The sequence below is a fragment of the Bacillus sp. FSL H8-0534 genome (assembly GCF_038005885.1).
In the GTDB taxonomy this organism is placed as follows: domain Bacteria; phylum Bacillota; class Bacilli; order Bacillales; family Bacillaceae_G; genus Bacillus_A; species Bacillus_A pseudomycoides.
Genome location: NZ_JBBOUC010000001.1, coordinates 1 through 25,375, shown reverse-complemented (window position 1 = coordinate 25,375; position 25,375 = coordinate 1). Strand labels below are relative to the sequence as shown.

Below are 25,375 nucleotides of genomic sequence, written 5' to 3'. Positions count from 1 at the left end.
CTCCTCTCTATTTCAATCTTTTTATATTTTCTACTTCATCCCTATTTGTAAAGGAATGAATGTTCTTATCAAGCTCCTTAAGCGCCTTTGTCTGTCCTTCAAGTGCATCTGCGACTTCAGAATTGTACTGGATGAGCAATTCTAAATAACATAAAAAGGCATCTCGTGTTTTCCCATTCCAACGAGAACCGGTTACATGTGATTTTAGTTCATTTGCTTGCTGGAGTGATTCTTTTACTCCCTTTTCAATCTGCTCTGCATAAGAAATGGCACTCGATATTTCATTTCCATGAATCTCAATTTCTTGACGATGCATTCCCATTCCCCTTTTCCTTCAATACTTTATACAATTTTCTACTCCACTATCTCTAAGAGTTTTTTAACTTATTTTTTTCTGCTTCTATAGCTGCTGCAGCTGTTTGTTCTTCTGAAATTGCTTGTGCCTTATATTCCTCCCATTTTTGATATGCCCTGCTTTTAGCAGACCTTACATTACCTAGGGCTTCGCGAAAATAACTGATTGTCTTGGAGTATTCTTGATCCTTTTGAGGACGTTTTACTTCAAATTCACGAGCTGGAATTTTATCAGATGATAATCCACCATTTTTCGCATCATACCTTTTCTTTGCTGATTCAATCTCTTCAATCAATTTTTCTAATTCTTTTTCCTTACTTTTTAAGTAATCATGCAATTTATCATATTGATCACGCTTCCGTTTACTTTCTGTATACCCGAAAAACTCTAAAAACGAATCCACCAAACTTCCCGACATCATGATCCCCCTTATTTACCTTGATAAGATAATATATTTTTCAATATATTTCGTATAGAATTTCTTGCGATTATATTCTGATTTATTAATATATAATGAATCTTTTTTTATATCAATATTTTACCAAAAAATGATAGTCATTTCACTATCTATTAAGATAGAACACTTCATCATGCCCACTTTGTAAATAGCAAGTAATTTTATAAAGCTATACAACCCAGAAACTTCCATCAGTAGAATACTTACTGCCAGCGAATAGCAGGTTAAAAATGCGTCTTGTTGAAGAATCTCTTAATTCGAGTTATGGTTATTCTACTCTTTTGAAAAAATACGGTATTCCTTCATTTGAACTGGTTAGTCAATGGATGAAACTGTCTGAAAGGTTTAGTGCTAGAAAATTAAACTACTCCCCTGCTTACTCTGTTCGATTTATTCTAAATATTATAAACTATAATGAGTTAGAGCAAGTAAGTAAGACAGTGTAATGTAAAAAAATGATATAGGAGAAAGATGATGACAATGCAGTTAGTGAAACCAACACACCAGCATAGCAAACAAATCATGGCTTATCGGCAAGCATTCCTAGATGCAAGAGAACAACCGCATGGTAGTTGTTCCTTACAACAATTTGATTCCTTTGACGGATGGCTTGAAAAAGTCACAATCCAAGAAAAGGGAGAAAATTTACCACTAAATCGAGTTCCATCTACTCAGTTTTTGAGCATTGAAAAGGGGAAATTAATCGGTTTCATCAATATCCGCCATCGATTAACACCAGAATTACTGATGGAGAGCGGACATATCGGTTATAGCGTGCACCCGGGCGAACGTCGAAAGGGTTACGCCACTGGGCAACTTCAGCTTTCCTTATTTGAAGCGAAAAAATTAGGATTGGAGAAAGTGTTGATAACTTGTGACAAAGCAAATATCGCCTCTGCCAAAACCATTCAAAAAGTTGGAGGTATCTTAGAAGATGAAGTAATTTCCCAGAATACTGGCGAAATTGTTCAGCGTTACTGGATCAAACTATGATTCCATAAAACCCCAAGAGTCATACTTGAAATCGTATCGAAACTGGATTAAAACGAAAAGAAAAATCGGAGTGAGGAATCACTCCGATTAAAGTCTAACTTTTGAGGTTCAGTACAAAGAACCTCTCCTTATTTCAACTTTCCTTCAAAAACAATTTTTCTTCCGCACGGTTCTACAACTGTTTGTCCATCTTTCTTCACTTCATGAAAGATCGGCTCTTCCATGCGGCGCGAAGGTGCATATCCTTCACGTTCCATACGTGCTAAACAATCTGTAATGCTTTCGTTCTCTTGTACTTCAAATTTTTTCTTATTAGGTTGTTTTGTCATGCCCTAACCTACTTTCTATTTTTCTTGATGCGAATTGACTTTTCATATATGTGATATATAGAAGTGCAATAATTGCCATTATTATCATAACTGCTATAAAAAAGCTTGTATACTGTATTTTTTCTATAAATACGCCTCCTAATACAGGTCCCATAATACTTCCTATACTAAAGGCAATTCCGGATAATATATTCCCTGCTGGCAGTAAGTGTCTTGGTAATAAATCCGTCATAAAGCCAAGTCCTAATGAGAAACATGAACCGATTACCATTCCAGCTAAGAGCATGCACCCAAATACAATCCAATAATACCCGTCAAACACCGCAGCAAGTAAGAAAACTACTGTACTGATGCTGAATGTCCACGTTAAAATGCGATCTCTTCCATATTTATCACTTAATATACCAAGTGGAATTTGTGTAATAATTCCCCCGATTGCAAATGCGGGTAATAAGAAGGATACATCAGAAACAGACCAACCTTTTCGAAGTGCATATACTGGCAAATTACTATTCAGCATTGCTTCTAACGCACCGTATGCCAAAGGTCCCATAAGTGCAATCCACGCAAGTACAAATACTTGCTTATAACGAGAAAGCGATGATTCATTTTCTTTCCCTGTTTCATCTTGAGCTGGAAAAGCATTTTTAGTTGGAAGTAATAGCAACCACCCTATTAAGCAAAGAATCGTCGATACAATAAATGGAGTTGCAAGTCCATATTGAACAGTACTCGCTAAGTATGGTCCTACTGCAAAACCGATACCAAAAAACACTCCATATATAGATACTTGTCTTCCAATTTTACTTGGATCAGATGTCGTTGTAATCCACGTTTGCGTTCCAACATGTAACATATGATCCCCTATTCCTACTAGAAAGCGAAGTAAAAACCATATCCAGAATGAAAATGTTTGTGTAAAAAAGAATAATGAAATGATAACGAGAAATCCACCGATTACGATAATTGGCTTCATTCCAAACCGTTGCATCGGTTTTTCAAGCCATGGCGAAATAAATAATATTCCAATATATAACGCAGTTGCATGGATTCCATTAATACTGGAACGAATTCCTTCTTGTTCAAAAATCATTGCGATAGCTGGTAGAAGCATCCCTTGCGATAATCCAGAAATCGCAACAATCCCCACCATAATCCAAAATGTAAATCGTATTGACATCCTGTTCCCTCTCCCTTTTCAAGCTCACCAATTTTCATTATAAAGTGAAACTTTAATCAGTGGGGGGTTTTTTTCATCCCCACTGATTATTAGCCCTCATCAATCGGATTTTTACGGACAGCCCGTCCCCCACCTAACTTCTTTGCTCTTGCTGAATTTTGAGGTGGGGGTCTTACTGCCCGCAAATAGCGGGATAAACTTTTTTCAAGAATGATTGTGTGAATATCAACATAAAAAAGAAGTTAAAAGATTACTCTTCTAACTTCTTAGCCATCCCAAATTTGTGCTTTTACAATATGATTAAAATGTTTAAAAAACGGACTTCCATATAAGATAGGACCATAAAAGAAATTATACATAGCAACACTTGGTATAAGCTGTACTTGCGATTGTGGAGCAAAAGGTTGCTCATAAACTTGTATATACATAGGATGGACAAATACTTTTGTATATGCATGACTACTATATGGTGAGTGAAATATAAGAGAAGGTTCATGTATTCTTTCTGTAAAAACATTCATTGCAAATTCCCCTTTAGATACAAATATTATAGTATATGTAACATTGGGGTCTTTGGGAATGTACTATTTCTCTAACCAAATTGTAACATGCTGCGTAAATTCATCTAAACAGTCAACAAACGGCGAATGCCCACAATCCTCTAATATGACTAGCTCAGCATCCGGGAGATGTTTTGCTAATTCTTCTCCTACCACTTGCGGTATAACGTAATCACGATCTCCTTGTACGACAAGAGTTGGAACTTGCAGACGGTGGATATATCCATTTCCAGGAACGACTCCATTATGTTCATCTGAAATATTAAATGTAATTAAAGCATAGTTTACATCAACAAAATTACGCTGCGTTAACATATCATCTAAATATTTTTCATAGCGCTCTGGATCTGGTTTGTTATGTGTATAAATGAGTAAGTCCCAAACCGTTCGATAATAGAGCTTGTTCATATTTTTAATGGCATCTAGTACAGGAGTAATTTGAACAGGATCTTGTGCAATTTCTTCTTTTGTTTTTAATAACGTGGATACGATAGGCTGACCATTAATATCCTTTTTAAAGATCGGATATCCTTTCATTCCGACTGATTCTACCAAAATTAGTTTCTCTACAAGCTCCGTATGGCAAGCCGTAAACTCCATTGCGACGCCACCACCCATTGACCAGCCCATCAGTGAAAACTTCTTCAATTGTAGCTCGTCTATAAATAACTTTACATCATCTGCAAAATCTTGCAATGAATCTATTGGCTTATTGTATGTTGATTTCCCAAAGCCTCTTAAATCAATGGCATAAATATGATATTCATCTTGTAATTTCTCAATGACTAAATCCCAATGCTGTGAAGATGTCATATTCCCGTGGATGAGTATAAGTATTTCTTTATTTCGCCTTCCAATTTCTTGGTATGCGATTGTTTCTCCATTTGATAACGAAACAAATTCCATTGTTGCAGGCTTAATCATCACACATTCCCCCATCCAACTATAATAGAAAGAAAATTGTAAACTTATTTTCAGAATACCATATAGAATGTATGTTCTCAATACGAAAACGATACAAAATTTTTACATAAAACAACATATCTATTGCTAGACAATTATGGTAAAGAGGTATATAGTTAGCTAGGTAACTAATTTGAAAGGATTAAATACATGGACGAAAAACAACATTTTTTTCACATTGTCAGTCAAACTTCTCGAAAGTTTACTAAGAAATTTAATGAACGTGTGTCACCAACAGGTTTATTTAGTGCACAATGGGCTGTTATTTTCCGAATCAATCAAACGGGGCCTTGTACACAAACTGAGCTATGTCAATACTTAAACGTTGAATCTCCAACGATGACTCGTACATTAACACGTATGGAAACGATGGGATGGATCATTCGAACTGAGGGGAAAGATCGCCGTGAAAAGCTCATTTCCTTATCAGAAACAGCATTAGAAATGATTCCAGTATGGCAAGAAGAAGTTGATACTTTTGAAGAAAAAACGTTGCAGGATATTAATGAAGAAGACTTGCAGCGAGCATTTCAAGTACTAGAAGCTATTATTAAAAATTTAGATGATTAATTGGAGGGATGACGATGCAAAGTGAGAGACTTTGGACGAAGGACTTCCTTGGAACTTGTTTTAGTAGTCTGTTTCTCTTTTTAACGTTTTACATGCTTATGACCACCCTGCCCGTCTATGTAATAGACGGATTGAAAGGAAAACCAGAAGAAATTGGTTTAGTCGCAACAGTATTCCTTATTTCTTCTGTCCTATGCCGCCCATTTACCGGAAAGTGGCTTGACGATTTAGGGAGAAAGAAAATATTATTTATTTCACTTTCGTTATTTTTAGCTGCTACCGTGATGTATTTCGGTGCACAAAGTTTATTTTTATTACTTGCCCTGCGCTTCCTTCACGGGATTGGGTTTGGAATGGCGACTACAGCAACAGGTACAATTGTAACAGATGTCGCACCACCGCATCGCCGCGGTGAAGCACTTGCCTATTTTGGTGTATTTATGAGTCTGCCGATGGTAATCGGTCCTTTTTTAGGTTTAACGATTATTTCGCACTTTTCATTTACTATTCTATTTATCGTTTGTTCTGTATTTTCATTACTAGCATTTCTATTAGGTTTACTTGTTAATATTCCACATGAAAAGCCAGTAAGTAAACAAAAACGTGAACGAATGAAATGGAAAGATTTAATTGAACCTTCTTCAGTTCCAATTGCTCTAACAGGATTTGTTTTAGCATTTTCTTATAGTGGCATTTTATCTTTTATTCCTATTTATGCAAAAGAAATTGGTTTAGGAGAAGTTGCAAGCTACTTCTTTATTGTGTACGCACTCGTTGTTGTACTTTCTCGTCCATTCACAGGGAAAATATTTGATCGTTTCGGTGAAAATATACTTGTTTATCCTTCGATTATTATTTTTACAATTGGAATGTTCATCTTAAGCCAAGCACAAACGTCATTTTGGTTCCTTGGTGCAGGTGTATTAATTGGTTTAGGCTACGGAACATTAATTCCAAGTTTCCAAACCATTGCTATTTCCGCGGCTCCAAACCATCGACGCGGCTCAGCAACAGCCACTTATTTCTCATTCTTTGATAGCGGTATTGGTTTCGGTTCTTTCATATTAGGTATAGTAGCTGCAAAATCAAGTTATCATAATATGTATTTCATTGCTGCCATTATCGTTGCATTCACATTACTTATTTATTATGGTCTACATGGCAGAAAACAAAAGTTCAAAAAGCAACATACAGACAGAAAATTATCAGCTTAATGTTAATAAGGAAAGTAAACTCCTCTGTTTACTTTCCTTATTTTGTATTTCTAAGAAAACGAGCGTATACTTACTGTAGAAATAACAAGGAGGTACATAGATGAACTTTAAAAAATCTCCCCTTTTATTGCTCATACTTACACTACTATTTATAGTAACTGGGCTTGGATTTGCATTTTTCAAACAAAACAAAGTCTCTCCTTCTAAAGAGAACGTGACAAAGGAAAACTGGTTACAAGACCCCTACTTACGTTGGTCATACACACATATGAAAGAATTAACGTTAACGAGCGAAGTGAAAAATAATCCTGAGCAAGTATCCCCATTCCCTACTGCATTACAAAACTTAGATGATTTTTCTGTTAAAAAGGAAAATGGAGGCAATATTCCTTTAAAAAAACTATTAGATGAGAATAAAACAGATGCATTTGTCATTGTACATAACGAAAAACTTGTTTACGAGCATTATTTCAATGGATATAAACAAAATGGGCCGCATGGAATGGCCTCTTTAGCAAAAGTATTTACTGGTGCACTTGTACAATCATTAACCGAAGAAGGACTCATCAATGTACACAAGACCGCTGAAACATATGTCAAAGAATTACGAAATACACCTTTCGGGAAAGCAACAATTCAACAATTAATGGACATGCAGGTTTCTGCTGAATACCCGACACATGGGTATATACAACCGGGATTAGAAAATCAAGATGCACAGTTATATTTAGCTAGTAATATTCTTCCTCGTGCTAAAAACTATGATGGCCCAATGAAAATTTATGATATGTTACGAGAAGCAAAAGAAACAGCATCACCTGGAACTGCATTTTCATATAATAACGGCTCATCTGAAACACTCGGCTGGATTATACGGACAGTGACCGGCAAATCATTAGCCGAAAATGTAAGTGAACGAATTTGGTCCAAAATAGGTATGGAAGAAAATGCGTATTATATTACGGATGAAACAGGAGTTGAACAGGCAAGCGCCGGTTTAAATGCCACTGCAAGAGATATGGCCAGATTTGGGCAATTGATTTTACATAACGGTCGCTATCATGACGTGCAAGTTCTCCCTTCCTCTATTTCGGAAAGTGTAAAGAGCGTACAAGAAGGCGAATTAGCAATCGGGCCAGGTGCACCTATTTCTTATCATAATCAATGGTGGATTCCTCATAACGAACAGGGCGCTTTTGAAGTGTTAGGAAGTTACGGACAATGCCTCTATATCGATCCAAATGCAAATATGGTGATTGTACACTTTTCATCAAATGCTAGTCCGAGCAGTGATGTCCATTCTACTTACTCCAATATGTATATACAAATTGCAAAACACTTAGAAAAGCTTTCACAGGAGTGAAAGCTTTTCTTTATTTATGATTCATCAAAACATTCAATTATTCACATTTTTAAGCTCGAGAATTGTAAATGTTTTTGTTCCATCTAGAGGCGGACAATGAGTCGTTCAAGCCCCTAAAATGATCCCAGCTGGCACGGAACTTGGTGTACCTACCGCGAAAACTGTGATGGCAATCGCTTGGGGCGATGCTTGGACGAACTTAATACAGCCTTTCTGGGCATTACCTGTATTAGCCATTGTTGGTTTAGGTGCGCGATATGATAGGGTTTTGTGTTGTTAATTTACTATATGCAGGGGTAATCATCAGTTTATGCTTTCTTTTTATTTAAATCAAAATGATACTAAATAAAACAATTACGAAACAACTAAAAAAATTTCCTATATATCGTTTGCCAGAAGGGGAGTGTTCTTAGAAGAAAAATGAAATAACTTTATTATTTCTACACAATCTCAATAAAAACGAAAAAGTAACCCTTTCCCCTCGCTGATTTGAAAACGATATGACTTAGTTTTATACTAGCTTTTTTACATAATAACTATTATTGTGATTGTTCATTTTCAATACATATAATCACATTTCCCCATTCCCTAGTAGTGAAATTTAAACTCCCGTACCCAAATAATTCTGTACATACATTTTCTATACTCGAAGGGTTTGCTCGTAAAAGATCCCACCGTAATGCTTTGGGTAAGTCATACATCTTATACTCCTTACTTTCTTTAATAACCCCATCGACTTCCCGTTCACAAATTCCCCTTACTAAATAATCAACTCTTAGTTCTTGATACACTTTTTGAAACATCTCGCTATGGTGTTTCAATTGAAGCAAACAAGCAATATATGTACGGAACAATTCATCAGTACGATTACAGCATCTCATTATGTTTTCTATTTCACTCATAATTTTTTAGCCTTTTCTTGCATTTCTAGCAGCCACTTTTCCCGTTTTATCGCTTTACTTGTTTTTACAGATTGAAAGACTGAACGTTTTATTTGGCGTATACCACAAAATCGTAAAATCCCCTTTTTCATAATCACCCAATCAGCAGAGCGATATAAGAGTGCCACGTACCATAACGGCGAATCTAAAGTATTAATAACCCATGCTTTTTTTCCTATGAGTAATCCTTTTGGTAACGCCCCTTCATATTTATAAGAAAATCCTGTAACAAAAACGCGATCAATAAACCCTTTCAAAATAGCTGGCATTCCCCACCACCATATTAGATAAATAAAAATAAAAAAATCTGTCTCTTTGATCAATCTTCTGTATTTTTCTGTCTCTTCTTCATATGCTAAATCACGTCTTCTCTTATCTTCATTAAAAATAAGTACTGGGTTAAATTGTTCTTTATATAGGTCAAGCAATGTAACAAAATGATTTGTTTTTTGCAGTCCTTTTTGTACATGTTCTAATATAGCTGCATTGAAACTAGATGGATTGGGATGTGCATATATGATTAGTACATTCATCTCCAAACAACACCTTTCCTTAAATTCCCTTTTGACTCCGCCTGGTTTGCATGATATTCTAATACATGTCAAGTAGCAAGCCTACATGACACAACAACTGACACCTACTCGGCGAAGGTGTCTCTTTTCGTTTTTAGCCGAATGAAATGCCTCTTTCAGGGCATATTCAACTTTTGACACTACACACTCAACACCATTCCCTTGTATCAGGCTGCTTCTGCAGTCTTTTACTCTACATACTCCTTTTAATTTTCAGATAAATTATAGCATGAAAAAAGAGAGCCTAGCTCCCTTTTCGCGCCTTATAATATACCCCTTTTTCAGCATAGAGGTATTCTTCATCAGCTAAAGTAATTTTCCCATCCAGTTTCAATTCGTCTAATAACCTTGATAAATAAAATTGGTGTAACATTTTTTTCGTGAATTTTCCTTCATGATGCGAAACGATATGTTCTTGAATATCTAATAGTGATATTGGTTTATCTTGCTCCATCATATATTCATATACTGCATTACGCAGCTTTACGTATTTTTCAAGTGTCACAGTACAATTGCAACCCCTTTCTTCTTATTCTGTTGTTTTTAGAATCGGTTTTTTTGCAACAAAAAAACCTCTTCGATAAGAAGAAGTTACGTATATATCTTCGTCTTATCTCCCAGAACAAATATGTTCTGCTGGAATTAGCACCTGCATCGCGGTTGCTGGGTTTCATCGGGCCAGTCCCTCCACCTCTCTGGATAAGAAAATATTCACTTTATAGCCTACTATAGCCATTTTCATTTCAATTGTCAAATCATATAAAGTGAAACTTTAATCAATTGAACCATTACTATCTGTAATAGCAGGGATAAAACATTTAAAACAAGTTATATTTTCTTTTCTAACGTTCATACTAGAAGTGTATGCAATAGAGTGGAACTTTAATCAGTGGGGGTTTTCTACATCCCCCACTGATTATTAGCCCGACCAATCGAGCTTTTACGGGCAGTTTAACTCCCACCTAACTTCTTTTCTTTCACCGAATTTTGAGGTAGGAGTATTACTGCCCACAAATAGCGGGATAAAGGAGTAATATATAATGAGCAAAAACGCACGTGGATATGTTCAAGATTCTTATCATTCTTTACATGAAGCAAAACAATCTTTAGAAAACGCATTACAAACAGTCGAAAAAAGTGATAATCGAGAACGTATAGAACAATCCTTACAGGCTGTGGAGCACGCCTTACAAAAATGTGATCATGCGGTTCATATTTTGGAACAAGAATAAATACATCCCATCTATTTACTAGATGGGATGTAACTCAAATGGCATACTAAAACAGTATTGCCGTGACAATTAAAAAATATACAGAATTAACGATTTCTAAAACCCCTACTTTTAAAATAGATATTTTCTTACCATATAATATAATTGCTCGAACTAGACTAGGTATAAAAACTAGAGAAAGCCATGGGTTTACTACAAACAATGCAACAGTTAAGAAAATGTGATATCCCCATGATACATAACGATATGTCGGGTTATTCTTTTCACGTATCATAGTTTTCACATAAAATGTACTACCTAAAAAGTATAAAAAAGAAGTTGCTGCAATCCAACATGCTGTTTCATCAATTGTTTTCATTGAAAAATAATAACTAATCAAACCGCCCGTGCAGAAAACAAGTATTGCACAAATATCATTTACTAAAGCTCGTTCCCTTTTTTGACGAGCAAAATATATATTCACAAAAAAGAGCGGAATCATAACAGCTGCGAGGAAAAGAATTCTCCACTCGTATAGTAAAGATAGTATACCGAAGACACATGCAATAATAAAATAAATAATTGCTGAATGTAAAAATGCTTTCTTTCGCGGTTGCTTCATGTACATTAAAAATGGATATGTTGCTAAATAGATAAATAACCAAGCGATAAAGAGTGGAATATGATAGAAAGTAGCTTTACCAAGTATTACACTAAGTATAAATGGAATCAGCAGCATCCCCCATGCACCGTGCTGCTTTGGAACAACTAGCTTCATGAATAAGGCATCTCCTCTTTGAATTTTTTCTCATTTACTATTATATAAAAAATCTCATATAAAAATCGAAGCATATTAAATCGATTTCTTGACATTTTTCACAATATAATATGTATGAAAAAATGCTTCTCACCAGTGGTAAGAAGCATGAAAGAGGCAAACGAATATGTAAGTCGCGACCCTACTTTATATTCTTATGCTTTATGATATGTACTTATGCTTTGTTTACTTGAGATAATAGCTCTTTATCATCATCTAAAATTCCATATTTCTTTTTAAACCTTGTAATAATTCTAATCCACGATGAGCTAAACAAAACAAGAAAAATTACATTTGAGAGTGCATGAGCTAGATCAAAGTAAAAACTTGCAGCGTAGTATGCAATAAAGTCTTTCCATGTTAATCCTTCTAAAAAGCCAAGTATCCCCCACAAGTTCATAATCCAGCCAAAAACAAAGCCGGCTATGAACCCATAGATGACTCTCCCCCATAACTTTCTCATTATAAATGTATTTCGAAGTAAACCAGCTATAAAGCCTATCATTCCCCAAGAAAACATTTGCCACGGTGTCCAAGGCCCCTGTCCTAAAAATATATTAGATACAAGTGCTGCCGTTGCCCCAATCATAAAGCCTGTTTCACTTCCAAAAACAATTGCAGATACAATAATAACAAAAGATGTTGGTTGTACACTCGGCATAATGGAAAACGGTACACGACTAACTGCTGCTATTGCTGCTAAAACAGCTACAATGACTATTTCACGTGAAACAAATGCTTTCCTCTCAAATCGTATATAAAAAGGTAACATGATAATGGATAATAAAAATAAACTACACCAAATATAATATTTATCTGTTACAAAAGAAGTAAAGAGAAGCGTACTTATTACAATAATGAAACTAAGCATTATGAGAGCAAAATATCGCTTGGACACGATTTGTACACATCCTCCCACGTTAATGCATAAGGTAATTGCTTGCGAATAAAACGATTAATAGATGTTGTATAAAAGAAATTATCACTAAAGAATTTCTTTGGTGTATCATCCATAATTACGTTCCCATCAAATAACATCATACAATGATCAACATATTTAGCTGCAAATTCAATGTCATGTGTTGCCATCACAATTGTTGTTCCTTCTTTTTGTAACTCTTGAAACAGCACACCTAATTTTTCTTTTTTTTCTGGATCAAGCCCTTTTGTCGGTTCGTCTAGTAATAATAAATTTGGCTTCGATAATAAAGCCGTACATAGTGCGATTAACTGTTGTTCTCCCCCACTACAATCATGTGGATGACGATCTCGAATAGAATGAAGCCAAAATCTTTTCAACATATCTCCTGCGATTTTTTTCCCTATATCACCATATAATTCATTTGCTCTTTCAAAAACTTCATCCCACACCGTCTCAAATGTAAAATGATAATATGGATGTTGCGATACAAAACCTATTCTTTTAAATCGTTCCTTTGAATCAATTTTATGAATCTCCGTTCCGTTCCACCGTACTTTTCCTCTTCTAGTTTTGTTTAATCCTGCCAAGATGGTTAAAAGTGTTGATTTTCCAGTACCATTTTTCCCAACAAGCGCAGTCCACTTCCCTTGTTCAATTGATAAGGTTAAGTCCCGTAAAATAAAAGGGCTATTTTTTTCATATTGAAAGGATATATGTTTTACTTGTAAAATCACTTCTTTTTTTTCTGTTTGCGATATAACTGGCACTTCATGTTCGATAGGTAACTCGGAATGAATTTGTGTTTGTGCTCCCTTTACCGTAAAGGGTATTTGCTCTACATTCCATTCTAAAAACAATCTTGGAATTTGAGGAATAAACGGTCGGAATTCTTCTACTGTCCACATTTTAGATATAACCTGTTGCGGAATTCCATCATAAATAATTTCCCCAGCATTCATAAACACAACTCGAGTTGCTAGTGGCATTACTTCGTCTAAACGATGTTCACTCATGATAATTGTAATCCCGAGTTCTTCGTTAATTCGTTTCAATAACCCTAAAAAATCTTTTGCTGCAATTGGATCAAGCTGTGCTGTCGGTTCATCAAGCAGTAACAATTTAGGTTGCAAAACAAGAACTGCCGCTAAATTAACAAGTTGTTTTTGTCCTCCCGATAACGTGTGAACAGACTGGTGTAACAAATCTTGAAAACCTAAAAAACTAATTAATTCAGCGATTCTCTTTTGAATTATACTTGTCTCTAAACCAACATTTTCAAGAGAAAATGCCAATTCTTGAATTACCGTATCCATAACAAGTTGATTTTCTGGATTTTGAAACACCATTCCCACTTCTTGTGCTGACAATAAGTCTGGCATCTCCAGTAAAGAAGTTCCATTATAATACATACTACCTGTGCGCTTTCCAATTGGGAGTAACTCTTTCTTAAAATGTTTCAAAAGTGTTGTCTTACCACATCCTGAACCACCAGCGAGCACAATAAATTCACCTTGAGAAACCGCTAAGGAAACGCCTGTTAATGCTTGTACTTTTTCATCAGCATACGTAAATGCTAAGTTTTTTATTTCTGCATGCGCCACCATAACCATTCCCTCCCTTCCATTATGATTGGTAAACTAATAAACAGTATAAATAACACGAATAATAGTCCATCATATTGCTGAAATACAAGTGATTCCACCCTTGGATAGATTAATAGTTTACCAGCACCACAATAATTAAACACAAAACAGCTTAGTAATAAAATCACTAAACAGGCAAGTATATACCAATCTTTCCTTTCCATTCGATATCGAATGTACGTACTACGCTTCGTCACTCCAAATCCACGCGCTTGCATAGAATCTGCCGTTTGTAATGCATCTTCTAGAGAACAAACAAGCAACACCTGCAAGAGTTTCATTCCATTTTTGATTCTCCCTATGAATGAGCCTGAATCTAATTGAACACCTTTTGTTTTTTGAACAAGTGTAATTTGTCTTAAACGCCGGATGAATAAAGGAACAAAACGCACTGTTATCATTGTCAATAGCGCCACTTTCGGTGAAATCCGTGAAAATAAATACAAAAATTTATGACTTGAAATCATGTCATTGTAGGAAGTAAATGTGAACATAATAGTAAGTAATAATAATCCCATTATTAACCCATACATGCACGCTTCTAATGTAATTCGATTATCCCCTAAACGAAACAATGTCGTCGCTCCCCTATGCGTTAGCAAAGGATTTAACACAATCACCATTACAAAGAAAACAAATGTGCTTGGTAACATTGTTCTTATTTTCTCGCCATTTCCTTGCATGATGTTTAACAGTACAATCATAATAATCGCACCCATTAAAAAAAGAGGGTGAAGACACATCGTACATAGTATCATCACCCCAATATAATAGAAAAAATTCACAAAAGGATGTAAAGAAGAAAAAATGATTTTCATAACCTTTACCTAAAGCCCTTTCCTAATTTAACACATATACCCATTCGATTTTATCTCCTGGTTTTACTTTATATGCACCTGCACTTCGGTTTGGAAAAGTACCATTGACACGGTATTTCCATCCACTTTTCGGTCCTTTGTCAAATTCATATAAGTCATTGATTCCTTTTATATATTTACTATTTCCAGATCCAGTTGAATCAATCTCCAATCCCGTATTCTTTAGTACATCAAAAACTGTAGTTCCTTCTTGCATATCTACTTTTTTCGCACCTAATAAATACCCCTGATCTCCATGTACAGAAATGGTAACTTGCTTTTCCTCTGGTTTTGGTACTGGCTTTGGTTCGGGTTGAGGTTGAGGTTGAGGTTCTGGCTTTGGTACTACTTTAGCCTTGGGATCTTTCTGCTGTTCCTGCTTCGGTGTTTCTTTCGGCTGATTTACTACTTTAGCCTCTTCTTTTGCTTCTGGCGCTTTCGCTGGCTCAGGTTGTTCTTGCTGCGCTTTTGTTTGTCCTTGTTGTTTTTGCTGAGCAACTGGTTCTTGCTCTTTTTTCTCTTCGTTCTTTATTTCAGGTTGTTCTTGCGATTTTTGTTCCTGATTGTCCTTTTGTAGCTCTTCTTGTTGCTTTTTCTCTACTGATTCTTGCTGTTCTTCCGGTTTACTTTCTTCCTTTTTCTCTTCTTGTTTCAGTTTCTCTTTTTGTTCCGTTTTTGAAATTGCTTTTTGTTCAGATTTCGATTCATTTTGGCTACATCCAACAAGCAATCCAAATGAAAGGACAACTGAGAATAACCATTTCATCATATTCATGTTTTTCTCACCTTTCCTAATAAAATTAGGAGCAAATCATTGCTCCTAATTTTTGTTAAGCTGCTTTTCGTCTCCATAAAACATATGCTGAAGCGATACATAATACGCCCATTCCTACTGGCATAGCAGTATCCCAAGCAGATGCTCCTGTTTTTGGTAACTGACGATTTTTCGCAGTTTTTTCATTATTTACTGTGTTATCTTTCGTAACAACACGAGAGTTCTCATCGTTTGTTTGTTTCTCTTGTTTTTGAATGACTTCTTGCTTTTCAATCACATTGCTCTCATCCACTACAGGTTCCTTCGGCTCATCAACTAAGTTTATATCATCTTCAGTTGATGAATTTGTCCAATCATATATAGAACCTTTACCATTTACAAATGCCTTATATTGAACAAGTGCTAAAAGTGCTTGTTCAGTAGCCATACTACTACCCTCTTCGTCGCTTGGCAACCATTTAAATTCACCATTTGCAAGTTGGTATGATATTAAATTTTGAACTGCGTTTACATTATTTTTAGTAAATGCTTCACTAGTTGGATCAATCCCTGTAATAGCAAGTCCAATAATTGCTTGTGCAACACTATTAGAATTTTCTTGGCCATCAGCTTCGAATCCGCCAGTGTTCAATTGTTTATTTGATAAATATTTTACTGCTTTTTTTACAGCTTGCTTTACCTCTGGTTGTTTCTGATATGGCGCTAATGCCGATAAAACCATACCCGTTACATCAATATTACTAGCTTCTTTCTTACTACTTTCAACATTGTATGTCCAACCACCGTCTGTATGCTGTCCATTTAAAATCTCTTTTACTAAAGCCGCACGATTCCACTTTGCTCCAGCCGGTACTTCATATTTTTTTGTATCAAGTGCAAGTAAAGCAAATGTATAACCAGTAACAGAATTTAGTTTTTCAGATTGATATAGTTTTTGAACTAAATTCTTTCCTGCAACATTTGTTGGATTTCCATTTACCGCTGATACCGCTAAAACAGTCCTTGCTATATCTGTAGCGCTAAATCGTTCCACACGTTTTTCCACTTTTTGTGTTAAAGATTGTAAATAACTAATCTTTGTTTCTACTGGAATATTATTTCCTGAACGAGCAAGTGCAATTGCTACCCAATCACTATCGATTCCATCTTCCATCATTTTTTTTGATGTTTTAGCAATCGCTTGATCTAATTGCTTCATTAGTAATTCATTTTTGATTGGCTCTTTCAACTCATTAGGCTTTTGTTCTTGTGGCTTCTGAGCTTCAGGTTTTTGTCCATCCGGCTTTTGTTCTTCTGGTTTTTGTTCCTCAGGTTTTTGTCCATCTGGCTTTTGTTCTTCTGGTTTTTTCTCCTCAGGCTTTTGTCCATCCGGCTTTTGTTCTTCTGGTTTTTGTCCCTCTGGTTTTGCTGTACCTGAATCTTTTTTACAAGTTCCATTCTTATCGAGTACTTGTTGCAACTTTTCTATGCTCATATTGTCCCAATTTACAACAAAACGAAATGCAACAACATCTCCAGATTCTAATTTATAACTATCTGCCCCTACCATGGCAGCTTGATCATTTACATCATATGCCCATCCGCTTGTAGCACTTATATCACCAGCCATTAAACCGTCAATACCTTTAACATACATACCATACTTCGTATTCTCAGCTGTTACTTTAGTCCCCATAACTTTTTGTAACAAACTATAGGCTGTTTCCCCATCTTCAATTGACACTTCTTTCGGACATAAAATAACTCCTTTTTGCGATTCCCCAATGATCGCAAGTGTTGCTGTTTTCCCTTCAGCAAACGTAATATGTACAGTATTTGTAAATGAAACAAATACTAATGCCACTGCCATTATCAACGTAAGCAGCCATTTTTTTATCATTGCCATCCTTGGTTATTCCTCCCTTTGCTTACATATACATAAAAAAAGGCCCTTCAAGGGCGTGCAATAGCACTCTACCGTGAGTGCTAAACCAAAATGCACAACACCTCCTCCTATCCGCATAGGTAGCGGTTGTATTTGTATAGGAAAGATCCTGTAGCTGATGAATGTATCATTGTGATAACATTCACTTTTAGCGGCGAACCCATTTTTATTTCCACCAATTTCCTTTTAAAGTTATCGTATAAACGACATACCTATACATTCATCAAATTATAAATTTCTGTATTATTTTACTATTGACACGAGATTTTGTCTATGTTTTCTCTGATTTATTTTCTAAGAATAATAGCCGGTTACATTAAATTATAAAGCTTCTATTATATAGCTACTACAGGTTACTATGAATCGGTTGTTTACATACTATAATACCATCTTCATCAGCATACACATACTGATTAGGAATCCACTCAATTTCTCCAAATTGCAAAGGAATTTCTGTTTCTCCTTTTCCTTCTTTTCTACTTCTCTTCGGCATTGTACCTAATGCTAAAATACCAATATTTATGTTTCGCAGTTCCTTAGAATCACGAACACATCCATATACAATAATCCCTGCTATATTTCGTTCCTTTGCAATGTTTGCCAAGTTATCTCCAAGTAACGCACAGTTCGTAGAAGAACCTCCATCAACTACTAACACAGTCCCCTCTGGTAAAGTTTGCAGTGCTTCCTTTACTAATACATTATCATCTTTCACTTTAACCGTAGCAATCTTTCCATGAAATCGTTCTTTCTTCCCATATGATTGAAAAATAGGCTTACATACTTGTACGTCTCCTTCAAAAGCATCACAAAGATCTGTCGTTCTCCACATCTTTCTCCCTCTCTTCTTTTTCAATATATGTTACATATTCTTGTCGTTTTATTTTTCACCTGTCTTATATTGCGAAATTTTGTATACTATAGCTTCTTTCCCATCTGCATAATATTTCAAATTCCGTACATACTGTATAAAGGCTGGTGAATAGCTTTTATACAATTTTGTAGTACCTACAATCTTTTCTCCCTTTCCCTGGGGGCTGAGCAGTTAGCTTTTGCTAGCTGCTCTTTTGTTTTTATAATGAAGCTTTTGTTAAAAAGCTAGTTAACCTCTTTTTACTTTTTAATCATCAACACTGAAATTAGATAACTATTATGTAGTCATGAGTGAATATGACAACCTTTCCTTTTGACCACTCCCACAGCTAAAGCACGTGGGCTTTCCCGCTCACAAATTCTGTAAAAGGATAAGGGTGTGACAATATTGAATAGAAAAAATGATCAAATTGTTATTCATATAATAAAAGGCTCAACCATAAAAAAGTTTTTAATCTTAGATTTGGTTACTGGAACAGGAATTTATTATGTAGTCAAATTTATTTCTTCAAGCGTATTAATTGCACTTATTGGCAGTATCATAGGAACCGAAGGCATTAAAAAGATACCGAAATTCCAAAATAATACGAATTAAATTTCAGTACCTAGCCCCACTATCTTCACTCCATTAAGAAGAGCAAGCCTTCTCAATAAAGTGAAACTTTAATCAGTGGGGGTTTTCTTCATCCCCCACTGATTATTAGTTGAACCAATCGGGCTTTTACGGACAGTTGATCCCCGACCTATCTTCCTCGTTTCTCTCTGAATCTTGAGGTGGGGGTCTTACTGCCCGTTAATGCGGGATAAAATAATAAAAAGAGCCAAATGGCTCTTTTTATTACATTCCAGTACATGGATCTATTATATCTCCAACTCAATCATCGGAATTAATAATATACTACTCAACTACAATATCGTGTAGTTCAAAGCGAATTACTTTTTTAAATTCATCTAGTCCTAGTTCAACTTGATACCCTATCTTCCCGGCACTAAAGATCATTGTATCCAACTCCATAGCACTATTATCAATGACCGTAGGGAAATATTTTTTCATCCCTATCGGTGAACAGCCACCATGAATATAGCCGGTGAGCGAGAGTAAATCTTTAGATTTCAGCATGCTTATTGATTTTTCACGAATGCTAGAAGCTGCTTTTTTCAAATCTAATTCTTTATTGACAGGTACAACAAAAACATAGTGCTGCCCTGATTTTCCCATGGTGACTAGTGTTTTAAATACTTGATTAGGAGATTGTCCTAATACCAAAGCAACATCTATTCCACTAATCGCATCAGTATCCACATAGCTATAATGTTTATAATTGATTTTTTTCTTATCTAATAATCGCATTACATTCGTTTTGTATTCCATTGTGCTAAAATCCTCCTGCAACAAATTTATATGTACTATTTAATATATGAATTGAGATAAAGACGTTGGAAATATAATTTCAAATACATAAGTATTGTAGCTTACTTTGCTATTTTTTAACAAGTAATGACAAGCATATTCTATGACTCAAACTGTTTATATACAGTAGGATTAATTCATCCATTAATCTTGTTTTTATTTTCAAAAAACATTGATATTTCAAAAATCATTTGTTATACTTTTGAAAAAACTTAAGGAGAGATTGAATATGTTTAATTCTAATACTTCTTTCCAACTTCATCATCATCATACATAATGCCGTGTATCCGAAGAATTTTTTCTTCGTGGGTACAGGGCTTTTCCTGTTACCCACGAAGCATTCATAAAGCTATGTGGGTATTTTTATACCTGCATAGCTTTTTTTAATTTAAAAAAGGAGTGATTCAAATGGATGTAAGAAATGTAAAAGGAACAAAAGATTATTTACCCGCGGAACAGTTGTTACGAAATAAAATTAAATGTGCTTGTGAAGAGACTTTTGAACGATATGGTTGTAAACCGCTTGAAACACCTACATTAAATATGTATGAACTTATGGCTTATAAATATGGAGGCGGTGCTGAAATTTTAAAAGAAATGTACACACTACGTGATCAAGGAAATCGTGAAATCGCTCTTCGGTATGATTTAACGATTCCATTTGCAAAAGTAGTAGCAATGAATCCGGATATCAGGCTGCCTTTTAAACGCTATGAAATTGGAAAGGTCTTTCGTGATGGACCAATAAAACAAGGAAGGTTTCGTGAATTTATTCAATGCGACGTTGATATAGTCGGCGTAGAATCTGTTATTGCTGAAGCTGAATTAATGGCCATGGCATTTGATCTTTTCAAAACTTTAAACTTAGATGTTACAATTCAATATAATAATCGGAAGTTATTAACAGGTATTCTTAAATCAGTTGAAATTCAAGATGAACAAACAAACGATGTTATTTTATCATTAGATAAACTTGAAAAAATCGGAATTGACGGTGTACGGAAGGATTTACAAAGCCGTGGAATAGTAAATGACACTATAGAGGTTGTTTGTCATACAGTTGAATCTTGTATGACATTAGAACTTAATGAGTTTAAACAAATTTTCTCAAATTCACTTGTTACGGAAGGAATCAATGAACTACAGCAATTACAACAATACCTTCTTGCACTTGGTATCCAAGACAATACTGTTTTCAATCCATTCTTAGCAAGAGGACTTACAATGTATACAGGCACAGTTTATGAAATTTTTTTAACAGATGGAAGCATTACTTCAAGTATTGGTAGTGGCGGACGTTATGATAATATAATTGGAGCCTTTCGTAACGACAATACATCCTATCCAACAGTAGGGATTTCCTTTGGCTTGGATGTTATTTATACAGCTCTTACGCAAAAAGAAACGGAATCTACTTGTGCTGATATTTTCATTATTCCTATTAACACCGAAGTGGAATGTTTACGAATTACACAACTTTTGCGTTCTAAAAGTACCTTCAAAGTTGAGCTGGAACTTGCTGGACGTAAATTAAAACGGTCCCTTAATTACGCAAATAAAGAGAATATCCCTTACGTGCTTATTATCGGTGATACTGAAATCTCTACAGAAACCATTGTTTTACGTAATATGAAGGAAGGTACCGAAATAAAGCTCCCCCTATCTTGCATTGAAGATGGAACTTTAAAGGACTATTTTAAAAAAAGTAGCCTCCTAAAAGGTTAAGCCGTTCTCTTTTGAAGTATCCGCAGTAGATAAAAAAACAGAGCAATTCGCACATGAATTCGCTCTTCTTTTTTATTGTTATATCAATGTTTTTTGTGTTATTAGAAGGTTTAATCACATGTATAAATGCCATACTGTTTAGCAGCTGCCAAAAAAATTGTTATTCACCTCAGAGCATTCTTTATTTATTAGGATTTGTTATTATGCTCCACATTTATGACAACATTTCCCTTCTTGTGTCCCTGCTCGACATATCTATGAGCTTCCACAATCTCTTCAAACGAATAGTACCTGTCAATAACCGCTTTTATCCTCCCCGTCTCAACAAGTTCTTTAAGGAAGTCTAATGCTTCGGAAGTTTCAGGTGCATTTTGACCTAATATTAGTTTCTTACTACTTGTCAATTTAGTCCATAGCATTCGAACACTTGGCAACGGTTCAACGACATTTATATAGGTACCGTCCTTCTTTAACAATTTGATACAATCTGAAAATGTGCTTTTGTTTACCGCTTCAAAGATAACATCATAAGTCTCGTCTGTAGTAGAAAAATCTTTTGCAGTGTAATCAATCACCTGGTCGGCTCCCAGAGATTTTACCAATTCTACATTTGTGTTACTGCACACCCCTGTAACTTTTGCTCCGAAATACTTAGAAATCTGTACCGCATAACTTCCTACACTTCCAGAAGCTCCATAGACAAGAACACTTTGACCGCTCTGAACGTTAGCTTTTCTAAGAAAAAACAAGGCTGTACGTGCCCCAATTGGAATGGCAGCGGCTTCCTCATAGGTTATATTAGAAGGTTTAATAGATACTGCTCCATCTTCAGGCAAACAAATATACTCGGCATAAGAACCAAAACCCACTTGGGTAGCCGCAAAAACCTGGTCTCCTTCCTTAAACCGCTTGACATCTTTCCCTACTGACTCAACTTCTCCAGCTAACTCCATTCCTAATATTTTTCTTTTAGGTTGGCTAAAACCAAGTGTGATTCGAGCTGGTAACCAAACAGAAGGAGGAACCGTAAAACTCCGTGATCGAATATCTCCTGCTGTTACGGTTGTTGCTTTTATTTTGACCAGTATTTCATTTTGCTTAGGAACAGGTTTCTCTACCTCTTTCAGTTGAAGAACGTCGGGGGGACCGTAATTTGTGTACACAATTACTTTCATTAATCTTCCTCCATTTTGTTCTATTTATTAATATCATACGGATAATATGAATAAATAGAACAATGGTTCACTCTTCAATAATTGTTCTAAACTATCCTGTCCTATTAATTAAAAAATGTATTTAAATCATACTTATTTTTATATATACTTTTTCCAATTCGGGTATCTCAAAAGAGGACGGCTTACTAAAAGGTTGGCCACTTTTTTCTAAATAATCTTTTAGCTATAATTCCAAATAAAGTTTACATAACAATTTTATGGTATTCTTATTTTATCAATCGAAATAGCAATTTCGTCCTTCACTTGTTAAAAATTGAAACCATCTCTGCCTAAACTTCATTTGCGCTGCATCTGCGTATACATGTGCCTCCATTTTTAAAGCTTCCGGAATTGGTCTTGAGTGCTGACTTTCTACTACCACTTGATCTTCTTGAAGAACTTTCAAACTATACCGGCTAAAATATGTAGGAACGGAATTTTTTTCGCAAAATTTCTACCTGCTAATCCAAAAATTATTGTTTCTTCTTCATCATATGTACGTTTTATAGTATGAAAATTCGAGCTTTAATAGACACAAATAAAAGAAGAAACCTATATTGTTTCTCCTTTTCTATAAAATATTCTATTTTATAACCAAATTATATTATGAGAGTTTGTTTAATAGTTGATTCAAATCTTGCTTTGTTTTCGTCGTTAATGATTTTATTCGTTTCACATCTATTTTTTCTTTTTCAGCTGCAACAATTAAAGGATACATGCTTTGTCCAATTGTTTTATAATCAGTTGGATGAGTCGCTTCTAACTCTTTTTCGATTACATCCCATTTTTCATTTATTTGCTTCCCTAGTTTGTTCACTGTATCTAACTTAGGGTTTGCAGCTAATTGTTTATCCAAACTGTCAATAAGTTGCGCAACTGCTTTCACATTCGTTTTCACAGCCACGCCTTTATTTGTATCTTTCGTTTCAGTTTTTCCATTAGTAGCTTGGTCTGTTGTTTTTGTACTTGTTTCTTTTTCTTTCGTTTTCTCATTTGTTGTTTTCGCACTACTCTCAGTTCCAGATGATTCTTTGGAATTCTTTTGATCTTTCTCTGTTTTTTCGTTAGTAGATGTGTTTGTTTCTTTCTCATCGTTTTTCATTGTAGATGTTTCATCAGCATTCGTTGTTTTCGCTTCTTCCTGCGCGTTCGTTTGTTCCTTTTTCACTTGATCTTTTTCTGTGGAGGTATTACAAGCTGTAATGGAGAGCATTGTACCAATTGCTAGTGATGCAATTGTTATTTTTTTCATTTTCATAAAAAGCCTCCTATATTTACATTTTTATCCTCCTCTTTACGATTCTATTTATCCATAAAAATTCCTTTTTGTTCTAACCATCATCTTTCCGACAGAAATCTTCATATTTATACGACACTTAACTATGAATCTAATTTTAAAATCCGCGTTTTTTCTACTCTATATAACATGCTTTATACGATACTTTCTTCAATAAAAATCGGAGGATGTATTGACCTATAAAGAACCACGAAAAATAACCCATATATTCACAATTACATTTTTCACTATCAGAAGTCCCCATTTTCTGACAATACAATTATTTTACACAGAAAATAAATTCATAAAATATTTCTCACTTCGTATTATTTCTCAACATTTTTGTTTACATAATATAATTATAAATTATCAATAAAATCCACCATTCGAATGAATGATCTGTCCTGTTATCCATTTTGCTTCTTCACTTACTAAAAACGTTATTAAACGTGCTACATCCACCGACTCTCCTATTCTTCCAGCAGGAAATCTGGTTACTAAATATGCCTTCATTTCTTCTGTCATCCACCCTGTATTGGTTGGTCCTGGATCAACAGCATTTACAGTAATCCCCTTCTTCATTGCAACTGGTGCTACTGAAGTAGTAAAAGCTTCAATCGCTCCTTTCGTTGCTATATAAGCAAGTTCATTCGGCATTGGTCCAAGCGATTGTCCAGAGGTAAGATTGACAATACTTCCACTCGTTTCAAACGTGTAATTTTTAATAAATAATGTACTTAATAGCATCGTAGCGCGCACATTGACCGTATAATGTTTATCTAACTGTTCTACATCTAACCCTTCAACATTTGTATCCGTAGAATACGCAGCATTGTTAATCAGAATAGACGGTTCTCCTAATCGTTCTGATACCATATATAATAAGCGGTTAGGTGCATAGGACTGAGCTAAATTTACCTCAGCCATTTCACAGCGAACACCAAAATTTTCAATCTCTCTTTTCAATAAAAATGGTTCCTGATCATTCATACTCCACGGCATTGCCTTATCATACCGAGGCCAGTACGTGAAAAAAATATCAATGCCATTTTGAGCAAGCGACTTGCAAATCGCTGCTCCAATTCCATTTAAACGTGTCGCTCCTGTAACAATTGCTATTTTCGTCACTTGTTTCTCCCCCTATTTTACAAAATAAAATATACCTTCTAGTAAATTAGAATCATGCGTAATATTCCTTACAAATAAATCCCCTGCATGAATACAGAGGAT

At 35.2% G+C, this 25,375-nt stretch carries 27 protein-coding genes, 2 pseudogenes and 1 riboswitch; of the genes and pseudogenes, 8 read left to right on the top strand and 21 right to left on the bottom strand.

Features of this window, described 5'->3' with window-relative positions:
* Positions 1 to 7: 7 nt before the first annotated feature.
* Together MHH71_RS00145 and MHH71_RS00140 are read right to left on the bottom strand one after the other, a co-directional pair.
* A complete protein-coding gene (locus MHH71_RS00145; protein ID WP_018766320.1) occupies positions 8 to 316 on the bottom strand; it encodes a WXG100 family type VII secretion target in 309 nt (102 codons plus the stop codon).
* A 52-nt stretch (positions 317 to 368) separates the two neighbouring features.
* The gene (locus tag MHH71_RS00140; protein WP_018766319.1) at positions 369 to 773 is read right to left on the bottom strand and encodes a hypothetical protein; all 405 of its coding nucleotides are present in this window, start codon (positions 771 to 773) and stop codon (positions 369 to 371) included.
* A 519-nt stretch (positions 774 to 1,292) separates the two neighbouring features.
* On the opposite strand from MHH71_RS00140, the gene MHH71_RS00135 reads away from it, so the two are divergent.
* Positions 1,293 to 1,805 carry a GNAT family N-acetyltransferase gene (locus MHH71_RS00135; RefSeq protein WP_303047176.1) on the top strand — a complete coding sequence of 171 codons (513 nt, stop codon included), beginning with the start codon at positions 1,293 to 1,295 and terminating at the stop codon, positions 1,803 to 1,805.
* 128 nt (positions 1,806 to 1,933) lie between these two features.
* On the opposite strand, the gene MHH71_RS00130 is transcribed toward MHH71_RS00135, so the two are convergent.
* The 4 genes from MHH71_RS00130 to phaZ all read right to left on the bottom strand — a co-directional run bounded on the left by MHH71_RS00130 (position 1,934) and on the right by phaZ (position 4,813).
* Positions 1,934 to 2,134 carry an NETI motif-containing protein gene (locus MHH71_RS00130; RefSeq protein ID WP_018766317.1) on the bottom strand — a complete coding sequence of 67 codons (201 nt, stop codon included), beginning with the start codon at positions 2,132 to 2,134 and terminating at the stop codon, positions 1,934 to 1,936.
* The gene (locus MHH71_RS00125) at positions 2,118 to 3,314 is read right to left on the bottom strand and encodes an MFS transporter (protein ID WP_018781751.1); all 1,197 of its coding nucleotides are present in this window, start codon (positions 3,312 to 3,314) and stop codon (positions 2,118 to 2,120) included. The genes MHH71_RS00130 and MHH71_RS00125 overlap by 17 nt, the downstream gene beginning before the upstream one ends.
* 266 nt (positions 3,315 to 3,580) lie before the next feature.
* The gene (locus tag MHH71_RS00120; RefSeq protein WP_050774409.1) at positions 3,581 to 3,835 is read right to left on the bottom strand and encodes a hypothetical protein; all 255 of its coding nucleotides are present in this window, start codon (positions 3,833 to 3,835) and stop codon (positions 3,581 to 3,583) included.
* Positions 3,836 to 3,898: 63 nt separating this feature from the next.
* On the bottom strand, positions 3,899 to 4,813 hold the full coding sequence (phaZ, locus tag MHH71_RS00115) for an intracellular short-chain-length polyhydroxyalkanoate depolymerase (RefSeq protein ID WP_006095323.1): 915 nt from the start codon (positions 4,811 to 4,813) through the stop codon (positions 3,899 to 3,901).
* 174 nt (positions 4,814 to 4,987) lie between these two features.
* Here phaZ and MHH71_RS00110 point away from each other — a divergent pair, with 174 nt between their 5' ends.
* The 4 genes and pseudogenes from MHH71_RS00110 to MHH71_RS00095 all read left to right on the top strand — a co-directional run.
* On the top strand, positions 4,988 to 5,407 hold the full coding sequence (locus MHH71_RS00110) for a MarR family winged helix-turn-helix transcriptional regulator (RefSeq protein WP_003202902.1): 420 nt from the start codon (positions 4,988 to 4,990) through the stop codon (positions 5,405 to 5,407).
* 14 nt (positions 5,408 to 5,421) lie between these two features.
* Positions 5,422 to 6,621, top strand: coding sequence for an MFS transporter (locus MHH71_RS00105; RefSeq protein ID WP_018766314.1), 1,200 nt, complete (start codon positions 5,422 to 5,424; stop codon positions 6,619 to 6,621).
* 100 nt (positions 6,622 to 6,721) lie between these two features.
* Complete coding sequence (locus tag MHH71_RS00100; RefSeq protein WP_006095321.1) at positions 6,722 to 7,984, top strand: serine hydrolase domain-containing protein; 1,263 nt, start codon at positions 6,722 to 6,724, stop codon at positions 7,982 to 7,984.
* A 37-nt stretch (positions 7,985 to 8,021) separates the two neighbouring features.
* Positions 8,022 to 8,313: pseudogene (locus MHH71_RS00095) on the top strand (TIGR00366 family protein); the annotation flags it as partial.
* A gap of 210 nt (positions 8,314 to 8,523) precedes the next feature.
* Here MHH71_RS00095 and MHH71_RS00090 read toward each other — a convergent pair.
* From MHH71_RS00090 to MHH71_RS00080, 3 genes are all read right to left on the bottom strand, one after another.
* On the bottom strand, positions 8,524 to 8,886 hold the full coding sequence (locus tag MHH71_RS00090; protein WP_033798975.1) for a hypothetical protein: 363 nt from the start codon (positions 8,884 to 8,886) through the stop codon (positions 8,524 to 8,526).
* Entirely contained in the window at positions 8,883 to 9,458 is a 576-nt protein-coding gene (locus MHH71_RS00085) for an NAD(P)H-dependent oxidoreductase (protein WP_006095317.1), read from the bottom strand. The genes MHH71_RS00090 and MHH71_RS00085 overlap by 4 nt, the downstream gene beginning before the upstream one ends.
* Before the next feature lie 283 nt (positions 9,459 to 9,741).
* Positions 9,742 to 10,002 carry a hypothetical protein gene (locus tag MHH71_RS00080; protein WP_003202914.1) on the bottom strand — a complete coding sequence of 87 codons (261 nt, stop codon included), beginning with the start codon at positions 10,000 to 10,002 and terminating at the stop codon, positions 9,742 to 9,744.
* 102 nt (positions 10,003 to 10,104) lie between these two features.
* Positions 10,105 to 10,203: riboswitch (SAM riboswitch) on the bottom strand.
* A 334-nt stretch (positions 10,204 to 10,537) separates the two neighbouring features.
* Here MHH71_RS00080 and MHH71_RS00075 point away from each other — a divergent pair.
* Positions 10,538 to 10,729 (top strand): hypothetical protein, encoded by a 192-nt coding sequence (locus MHH71_RS00075; protein ID WP_006095316.1) that lies wholly within the window; start codon positions 10,538 to 10,540, stop codon positions 10,727 to 10,729.
* A 46-nt stretch (positions 10,730 to 10,775) separates the two neighbouring features.
* On the opposite strand, the gene MHH71_RS00070 is transcribed toward MHH71_RS00075, so the two are convergent.
* The 7 genes from MHH71_RS00070 to rraA all read right to left on the bottom strand — a co-directional run bounded on the left by MHH71_RS00070 (position 10,776) and on the right by rraA (position 18,478).
* Positions 10,776 to 11,486 carry a YwiC-like family protein gene (locus MHH71_RS00070; RefSeq protein ID WP_006095315.1) on the bottom strand — a complete coding sequence of 237 codons (711 nt, stop codon included), beginning with the start codon at positions 11,484 to 11,486 and terminating at the stop codon, positions 10,776 to 10,778.
* 214 nt (positions 11,487 to 11,700) lie between these two features.
* Positions 11,701 to 12,423: an ECF transporter S component gene (locus tag MHH71_RS00065; RefSeq protein ID WP_018766309.1), complete on the bottom strand. Its 723-nt coding sequence runs from the start codon at positions 12,421 to 12,423 to the stop codon at positions 11,701 to 11,703.
* A complete protein-coding gene (locus MHH71_RS00060) occupies positions 12,396 to 14,057 on the bottom strand; it encodes an ABC transporter ATP-binding protein (RefSeq protein WP_170959248.1) in 1,662 nt (553 codons plus the stop codon). Before MHH71_RS00060 ends, MHH71_RS00065 begins: the two co-directional genes overlap by 28 nt.
* Entirely contained in the window at positions 14,030 to 14,908 is an 879-nt protein-coding gene (locus MHH71_RS00055) for an energy-coupling factor transporter transmembrane component T (protein ID WP_033798973.1), read from the bottom strand. Before MHH71_RS00055 ends, MHH71_RS00060 begins: the two co-directional genes overlap by 28 nt.
* A gap of 22 nt (positions 14,909 to 14,930) precedes the next feature.
* Positions 14,931 to 15,722, bottom strand: a complete 792-nt coding sequence (locus MHH71_RS00050) for a DUF4430 domain-containing protein (protein WP_006095310.1) — start codon at positions 15,720 to 15,722, stop codon at positions 14,931 to 14,933.
* A gap of 55 nt (positions 15,723 to 15,777) precedes the next feature.
* Positions 15,778 to 17,607, bottom strand: coding sequence for a DUF4430 domain-containing protein (locus MHH71_RS00045; RefSeq protein WP_033798972.1), 1,830 nt, complete (start codon positions 17,605 to 17,607; stop codon positions 15,778 to 15,780).
* A gap of 385 nt (positions 17,608 to 17,992) precedes the next feature.
* Complete coding sequence (gene rraA, locus MHH71_RS00040) at positions 17,993 to 18,478, bottom strand: ribonuclease E activity regulator RraA (RefSeq protein WP_033798971.1); 486 nt, start codon at positions 18,476 to 18,478, stop codon at positions 17,993 to 17,995.
* 426 nt (positions 18,479 to 18,904) lie between these two features.
* On the opposite strand from rraA, the gene MHH71_RS00035 reads away from it, so the two are divergent.
* Positions 18,905 to 19,114: a hypothetical protein gene (locus MHH71_RS00035; protein ID WP_033799665.1), complete on the top strand. Its 210-nt coding sequence runs from the start codon at positions 18,905 to 18,907 to the stop codon at positions 19,112 to 19,114.
* A gap of 303 nt (positions 19,115 to 19,417) precedes the next feature.
* Here the strand turns inward: MHH71_RS00035 and ybaK are convergent, their stop codons facing one another.
* The gene (gene ybaK / locus MHH71_RS00030; RefSeq protein ID WP_006095305.1) at positions 19,418 to 19,891 is read right to left on the bottom strand and encodes a Cys-tRNA(Pro) deacylase; all 474 of its coding nucleotides are present in this window, start codon (positions 19,889 to 19,891) and stop codon (positions 19,418 to 19,420) included.
* 447 nt (positions 19,892 to 20,338) lie between these two features.
* Here ybaK and MHH71_RS00025 point away from each other — a divergent pair, with 447 nt between their 5' ends.
* Positions 20,339 to 21,655 carry a histidine--tRNA ligase gene (locus MHH71_RS00025; RefSeq protein WP_033798970.1) on the top strand — a complete coding sequence of 439 codons (1,317 nt, stop codon included), beginning with the start codon at positions 20,339 to 20,341 and terminating at the stop codon, positions 21,653 to 21,655.
* Positions 21,656 to 21,843: 188 nt separating this feature from the next.
* Here the strand turns inward: MHH71_RS00025 and MHH71_RS00020 are convergent, their stop codons facing one another.
* The 4 genes and pseudogenes from MHH71_RS00020 to MHH71_RS00005 form a co-directional block, all read right to left on the bottom strand.
* Positions 21,844 to 22,830: an NAD(P)-dependent alcohol dehydrogenase gene (locus tag MHH71_RS00020; protein ID WP_006095302.1), complete on the bottom strand. Its 987-nt coding sequence runs from the start codon at positions 22,828 to 22,830 to the stop codon at positions 21,844 to 21,846.
* A gap of 274 nt (positions 22,831 to 23,104) precedes the next feature.
* Positions 23,105 to 23,361 (bottom strand): annotated as a pseudogene (locus MHH71_RS00015) (aromatic ring-hydroxylating oxygenase subunit alpha); the annotation flags it as partial.
* A 112-nt stretch (positions 23,362 to 23,473) separates the two neighbouring features.
* Entirely contained in the window at positions 23,474 to 24,127 is a 654-nt protein-coding gene (locus MHH71_RS00010; RefSeq protein ID WP_006095300.1) for a hypothetical protein, read from the bottom strand.
* A gap of 387 nt (positions 24,128 to 24,514) precedes the next feature.
* Positions 24,515 to 25,273, bottom strand: a complete 759-nt coding sequence (locus MHH71_RS00005; protein ID WP_003198630.1) for an SDR family oxidoreductase — start codon at positions 25,271 to 25,273, stop codon at positions 24,515 to 24,517.
* Between the last annotated feature and the right edge of the window lie 102 nt (positions 25,274 to 25,375).

Excerpts from the sequence above, each read along its gene's own strand:
- MHH71_RS00145 (WP_018766320.1), bottom strand. The coding sequence starts at position 316 with ATGCATCGTCAAGAAATTGAGATTCATGGAAATGAAATATCGAGTGCC.
- MHH71_RS00140 (WP_018766319.1), bottom strand. The coding sequence starts at position 773 with ATGTCGGGAAGTTTGGTGGATTCGTTTTTAGAGTTTTTCGGGTATACA.
- MHH71_RS00135 (WP_303047176.1), top strand. The coding sequence starts at position 1,293 with ATGCAGTTAGTGAAACCAACACACCAGCATAGCAAACAAATCATGGCT.
- MHH71_RS00130 (WP_018766317.1), bottom strand. The coding sequence starts at position 2,134 with ATGACAAAACAACCTAATAAGAAAAAATTTGAAGTACAAGAGAACGAA.
- MHH71_RS00125 (WP_018781751.1), bottom strand. The coding sequence starts at position 3,314 with ATGTCAATACGATTTACATTTTGGATTATGGTGGGGATTGTTGCGATT.
- MHH71_RS00120 (WP_050774409.1), bottom strand. The coding sequence starts at position 3,835 with ATGAATGTTTTTACAGAAAGAATACATGAACCTTCTCTTATATTTCAC.
- phaZ (WP_006095323.1), bottom strand. The coding sequence starts at position 4,813 with ATGGGGGAATGTGTGATGATTAAGCCTGCAACAATGGAATTTGTTTCG.
- MHH71_RS00110 (WP_003202902.1), top strand. The coding sequence starts at position 4,988 with ATGGACGAAAAACAACATTTTTTTCACATTGTCAGTCAAACTTCTCGA.
- MHH71_RS00105 (WP_018766314.1), top strand. The coding sequence starts at position 5,422 with ATGCAAAGTGAGAGACTTTGGACGAAGGACTTCCTTGGAACTTGTTTT.
- MHH71_RS00100 (WP_006095321.1), top strand. The coding sequence starts at position 6,722 with ATGAACTTTAAAAAATCTCCCCTTTTATTGCTCATACTTACACTACTA.
- MHH71_RS00090 (WP_033798975.1), bottom strand. The coding sequence starts at position 8,886 with ATGAGTGAAATAGAAAACATAATGAGATGCTGTAATCGTACTGATGAA.
- MHH71_RS00085 (WP_006095317.1), bottom strand. The coding sequence starts at position 9,458 with ATGAATGTACTAATCATATATGCACATCCCAATCCATCTAGTTTCAAT.
- MHH71_RS00075 (WP_006095316.1), top strand. The coding sequence starts at position 10,538 with ATGAGCAAAAACGCACGTGGATATGTTCAAGATTCTTATCATTCTTTA.
- MHH71_RS00070 (WP_006095315.1), bottom strand. The coding sequence starts at position 11,486 with ATGAAGCTAGTTGTTCCAAAGCAGCACGGTGCATGGGGGATGCTGCTG.
- MHH71_RS00060 (WP_170959248.1), bottom strand. The coding sequence starts at position 14,057 with ATGGTTATGGTGGCGCATGCAGAAATAAAAAACTTAGCATTTACGTAT.
- MHH71_RS00055 (WP_033798973.1), bottom strand. The coding sequence starts at position 14,908 with ATGAAAATCATTTTTTCTTCTTTACATCCTTTTGTGAATTTTTTCTAT.
- MHH71_RS00050 (WP_006095310.1), bottom strand. The coding sequence starts at position 15,722 with ATGAATATGATGAAATGGTTATTCTCAGTTGTCCTTTCATTTGGATTG.
- MHH71_RS00045 (WP_033798972.1), bottom strand. The coding sequence starts at position 17,607 with ATGGCAATGATAAAAAAATGGCTGCTTACGTTGATAATGGCAGTGGCA.
- rraA (WP_033798971.1), bottom strand. The coding sequence starts at position 18,478 with ATGTGGAGAACGACAGATCTTTGTGATGCTTTTGAAGGAGACGTACAA.
- ybaK (WP_006095305.1), bottom strand. The coding sequence starts at position 19,891 with ATGGAATACAAAACGAATGTAATGCGATTATTAGATAAGAAAAAAATC.
- MHH71_RS00025 (WP_033798970.1), top strand. The coding sequence starts at position 20,339 with ATGGATGTAAGAAATGTAAAAGGAACAAAAGATTATTTACCCGCGGAA.
- MHH71_RS00020 (WP_006095302.1), bottom strand. The coding sequence starts at position 22,830 with ATGAAAGTAATTGTGTACACAAATTACGGTCCCCCCGACGTTCTTCAA.
- MHH71_RS00010 (WP_006095300.1), bottom strand. The coding sequence starts at position 24,127 with ATGAAAATGAAAAAAATAACAATTGCATCACTAGCAATTGGTACAATG.